The organism is Campylobacter sp. BCW_6877 (assembly GCF_001762445.1).
Lineage (GTDB): Bacteria > Campylobacterota > Campylobacteria > Campylobacterales > Campylobacteraceae > Campylobacter_D > Campylobacter_D jejuni.
Genome location: NZ_MJWW01000013.1, coordinates 1 through 5,000, shown reverse-complemented (window position 1 = coordinate 5,000; position 5,000 = coordinate 1). Strand labels below are relative to the sequence as shown.

2 tRNA genes and 3 rRNA genes (1 of these 5 running past the window's edge) are annotated in these 5,000 nt (G+C 41.3%); all 5 read left to right on the top strand.

The features are described 5' to 3' along the window. A 16S ribosomal RNA gene (locus tag AJ936_RS01340) occupies positions 1-480 on the top strand (it extends 1,033 nt beyond the left edge of the window). A 102-nt stretch (positions 481-582) separates the two neighbouring features. Continuing rightward, positions 583-658: transfer RNA gene (locus AJ936_RS01335), tRNA-Ala, on the top strand. A gap of 8 nt (positions 659-666) precedes the next feature. After that, positions 667-743 (top strand) — tRNA-Ile (locus tag AJ936_RS01330). 724 nt (positions 744-1,467) lie between these two features. Then, a 23S ribosomal RNA gene (locus AJ936_RS01325) occupies positions 1,468-4,526 on the top strand. Positions 4,527-4,805: 279 nt separating this feature from the next. Beyond that, positions 4,806-4,922: ribosomal RNA gene (gene rrf / locus AJ936_RS01320) — 5S ribosomal RNA — on the top strand. The 16S, 23S and 5S rRNA genes sit together here with 2 tRNA genes alongside, the layout of an rRNA operon. Positions 4,923-5,000: the final 78 nt, after the last annotated feature.

The following is a 5,000-nucleotide window of genomic DNA, read 5'->3' as shown; positions in this document are numbered from 1 at the left end:
CGGCTGTCGTCAGCTCGTGTCGTGAGATGTTGGGTTAAGTCCCGCAACGAGCGCAACCCACGTATTTAGTTGCTAACGGTTCGGCCGAGCACTCTAAATAGACTGCCTTCGTAAGGAGGAGGAAGGTGTGGACGACGTCAAGTCATCATGGCCCTTATGCCCAGGGCGACACACGTGCTACAATGGCATATACAATGAGACGCAATACCGCGAGGTGGAGCAAATCTATAAAATATGTCCCAGTTCGGATTGTTCTCTGCAACTCGAGAGCATGAAGCCGGAATCGCTAGTAATCGTAGATCAGCCATGCTACGGTGAATACGTTCCCGGGTCTTGTACTCACCGCCCGTCACACCATGGGAGTTGATTTCACTCGAAGCCGGAATACTAAACTAGTTACCGTCCACAGTGGAATCAGCGACTGGGGTGAAGTCGTAACAAGGTAACCGTAGGAGAACCTGCGGTTGGATCACCTCCTTTCTAGAGTACAAAGTAATAAGTCTCACAACTATTACTTCAATATATAAACTCAATTGATTCTTGTTTAGATTTCAAAGATTGATGATAAAGCTAATTGTTTATGGGGAATTAGCTCAGCTGGGAGAGCGCCTGCTTTGCACGCAGGAGGTCAGCGGTTCGATCCCGCTATTCTCCACCATTTATTAAGGGCCTATAGCTCAGCTGGTTAGAGTGCACCCCTGATAAGGGTGAGGTCACAAGTTCAAGTCTTGTTAGGCCCACCATAAAAAAGATTTGAATAAAAAAGCTTTAAAATCTAAAGCAAGTATATAAAGTAGATTAAATATAAAATATAAACTCTATACTTAGATTTATTTTTATCTTTAACTATAAAAGAATATACTTTAATAGATATAAATAGCATATGCATTATGTATTTATATTTATAATGATTATGTTAATATATATACTTCCTTTAGGTTTTAAACCTAAATGTTCTTTTTAATTATCATTGTTAAGAGTCACAAGCAAGTTTTAATAAAAACAATTTTACAGGACTTGTTAAAGGATAAAACCTATTTATCTTTTCTTTGGTTTAACTTATATCTTTTAATTATCTTTATTTCTATAATAAAGAGAATATTAGATTTAAGATTTGTAAATTAAAGACAAGTTTCAAACTCACAGCTTAGTTGAGACTAAATCATTTAGTTTTATATTAAGTGTTTGAATGCTTTCCGTCTTAAGATAAAGAAGTCTTATCATAAAAACTTTAACAAGGAAGTGATGCGTTTTAGAATCAATAAAAAAGGTAGAAGTTAGGTTATATCTAACTTTTATGCAAATTGTTTTTTTAGCGATTAAGAATTGAAGCTTTATCTACATTAATTTTTTAATGAATGTTTAGTTTATTTCGTTTTAAGCCTAATATCTTTTAGGTTGGCGGGGTAGGTCTTTAGCTTTGGTTCTTTAGGATGAGCTTTGCTCATCTGCTAAAAGAACATCAAAAGGTAAGCTACTAAGAGCGAATGGTGGATGCCTTGACTGGTAAAGGCGATGAAGGACGTACTAGACTGCGATAAGCTACGGGGAGCTGTCAAGAAGCTTTGATCCGTAGATTTCCGAATGGGGCAACCCAATGTATAGAGATATACATTACCTATATAGGAGCGAACGAGGGGAATTGAAACATCTTAGTACCCTCAGGAAAAGAAATCAATAGAGATTGCGTCAGTAGCGGCGAGCGAAAGCGCAAGAGGGCAAACCCAGTGCTTGCACTGGGGGTTGTAGGACTGCAATGTGCAAGAGCTGAGTTTAGCAGAACATTCTGGAAAGTATAGCCATAGAGGGTGATAGTCCCGTATGCGAAAAACAAAGCTTAGCTAGCAGTATCCTGAGTAGGGCGGGACACGAGGAATCCTGTCTGAATCCGGGTCGACCACGATCCAACCCTAAATACTAATACCAGATCGATAGTGCACAAGTACCGTGAGGGAAAGGTGAAAAGAACTGAGGTGATCAGAGTGAAATAGAACCTGAAACCATTTGCTTACAATCATTCAGAGCACTATGTAGCAATACAGTGTGATGGACTGCCTTTTGCATAATGAGCCTGCGAGTTGTGGTGTCTGGCAAGGTTAAGCAAACGCGAAGCCGTAGCGAAAGCGAGTCTGAATAGGGCGCTTAGTCAGATGCTGCAGACCCGAAACGAAGTGATCTATCCATGAGCAAGTTGAAGCTAGTGTAAGAACTAGTGGAGGACTGAACCCATAGGCGTTGAAAAGCCCCGGGATGACTTGTGGATAGGGGTGAAAGGCCAATCAAACTTCGTGATAGCTGGTTCTCTCCGAAATATATTTAGGTATAGCGTTGTGTCGTAATATAAGGGGGTAGAGCACTGAATGGGCTAGGGCATACACCAATGTACCAAACCCTATCAAACTCCGAATACCTTATATGTAATCACAGCAGTCAGGCGGCGAGTGATAAAATCCGTCGTCAAGAGGGAAACAACCCAGACTACCAGCTAAGGTCCCTAAATCTTACTTAAGTGGAAAACGATGTGAAGTTACTTAAACAACCAGGAGGTTGGCTTAGAAGCAGCCATCCTTTAAAGAAAGCGTAATAGCTCACTGGTCTAGTGATTTTGCGCGGAAAATATAACGGGGCTAAAGTAAGTACCGAAGCTGTAGACTTGCACACAACTTAGATTATTTAAGTTTAGAATATAAAAAACTAAGTTATATGTTTTAAGTTATATTTTTACTGATTTTTATAGAGTAAAGATAGAAATAAAACTTAGTAAAATCAGTAAAAATATTCTTGGTTTAAAGTTTAAGTAGTTTAAGTTGTGTGCAAGTGGTAGGAGAGCGTTCTACTTGCGTCGAAGGTATACCGGTAAGGAGTGCTGGAGCGAATAGAAGTGAGCATGCAGGCATGAGTAGCGATAATTAATGTGAGAATCATTAACGCCGTAAACCCAAGGTTTCCTACGCGATGCTCGTCATCGTAGGGTTAGTCGGGTCCTAAGTCGAGTCCGAAAGGGGTAGACGATGGCAAATTGGTTAATATTCCAATACCAACATTAGTGTGCGATGGAAGGACGCTTAGGGCTAAGGGGGCTAGCGGATGGAAGTGCTAGTCTAAGGTTGTAGGAGCTTATACAGGCAAATCCGTATAAGAACACTCCGAGAACTGAAAGGCTTTTTGAAGTCTTCGGATGGATAGAAGAACCCCTGATGCCGTCGAGCCAAGAAAAGTTTCTAAGTTTAGCTAATGTTGCCCGTACCGTAAACCGACACAGGTGGGTGGGATGAGTATTCTAAGGCGCGTGGAAGAACTCTCTTTAAGGAACTCTGCAAAATAGCACCGTATCTTCGGTATAAGGTGTGGTTAGCTTCGTACTAGGATTTACTCCGAAAGCGAAGAAACTTACAACAAAGAGTCCCTCCCGACTGTTTACCAAAAACACAGCACTCTGCTAACTCGTAAGAGGATGTATAGGGTGTGACGCCTGCCCGGTGCTCGAAGGTTAATTGATGGGGTTAGCATTAGCGAAGCTCTTGATCGAAGCCCGAGTAAACGGCGGCCGTAACTATAACGGTCCTAAGGTAGCGAAATTCCTTGTCGGTTAAATACCGACCTGCATGAATGGCGTAACGAGATGGGAGCTGTCTCAAAGAGGGATCCAGTGAAATTGTAGTGGAGGTGAAAATTCCTCCTACCCGCGGCAAGACGGAAAGACCCCGTGGACCTTTACTACAGCTTGACACTGCTACTTGGATAAGAATGTGCAGGATAGGTGGGAGGCTTTGAGTATATGACGCCAGTTGTATATGAGCCGTTGTTGAGATACCACTCTTTCTTATTTGGGTAGCTAACCAGCTTGAGTTATCCTCAAGTGGGACAATGTCTGGTGGGTAGTTTGACTGGGGCGGTCGCCTCCCAAATAATAACGGAGGCTTACAAAGGTTGGCTCAGAACGGTTGGAAATCGTTCGTAGAGTATAAAGGTATAAGCCAGCTTAACTGCAAGACATACAAGTCAAGCAGAGACGAAAGTCGGTCTTAGTGATCCGGTGGTTCTGTGTGGAAGGGCCATCGCTCAAAGGATAAAAGGTACCCCGGGGATAACAGGCTGATCTCCCCCAAGAGCTCACATCGACGGGGAGGTTTGGCACCTCGATGTCGGCTCATCGCATCCTGGGGCTGGAGCAGGTCCCAAGGGTATGGCTGTTCGCCATTTAAAGCGGTACGCGAGCTGGGTTCAGAACGTCGTGAGACAGTTCGGTCCCTATCTGCCGTGGGCGTAAGAAGATTGAAGAGATTTGACCCTAGTACGAGAGGACCGGGTTGAACAAACCACTGGTGTAGCTGTTGTTCTGCCAAGAGCATCGCAGCGTAGCTAAGTTTGGAAAGGATAAACGCTGAAAGCATCTAAGCGTGAAGCCAACTCTAAGATGAATCTTCTCTAAGCTCTCTAGAAGACTACTAGTTTGATAGGCTGGGTGTGTAATGGATGAAAGTCCTTTAGCTGACCAGTACTAATAGAGCGTTTGGCTTATCTTTAATAAAGCATCACTTCCTTGTTAAGGTTTTTAAGAAAGCTTTGAATGTTTTATATGAAATGTTTATATAAACATTATGTTTTTAAGCTAATAAAATCTTTCAAGTAAAGTTTGTATTAGAACTTGCTCTTAACATTGTTTTTTAAGTATTCTATATAAAAACTTATCAAAGATAAAAGATAAGTAAAGAAGAAAGAGAATAAAGAAAAAAAAGTAAAGAAATAAAAGATTAAGCTTTATTTTTTAAATTCAATCTTTCAAAGAATATTTAAATAACAATGTCCGTGATTATACAGATGTGGAAACGCCTTGCTCCATCCCGAACCAAGAAGCTAAGCACATCGTGGGTGATGATACTACGCCTTACTGGCAGGGGGAAAGTAGCTCATTGCGGACTTGTTAAATGTCTTCATTACTTACTTTATATATAAATCCTATGTTTATTTTTATTGTTGTTTTAGATGACACTTAGAAT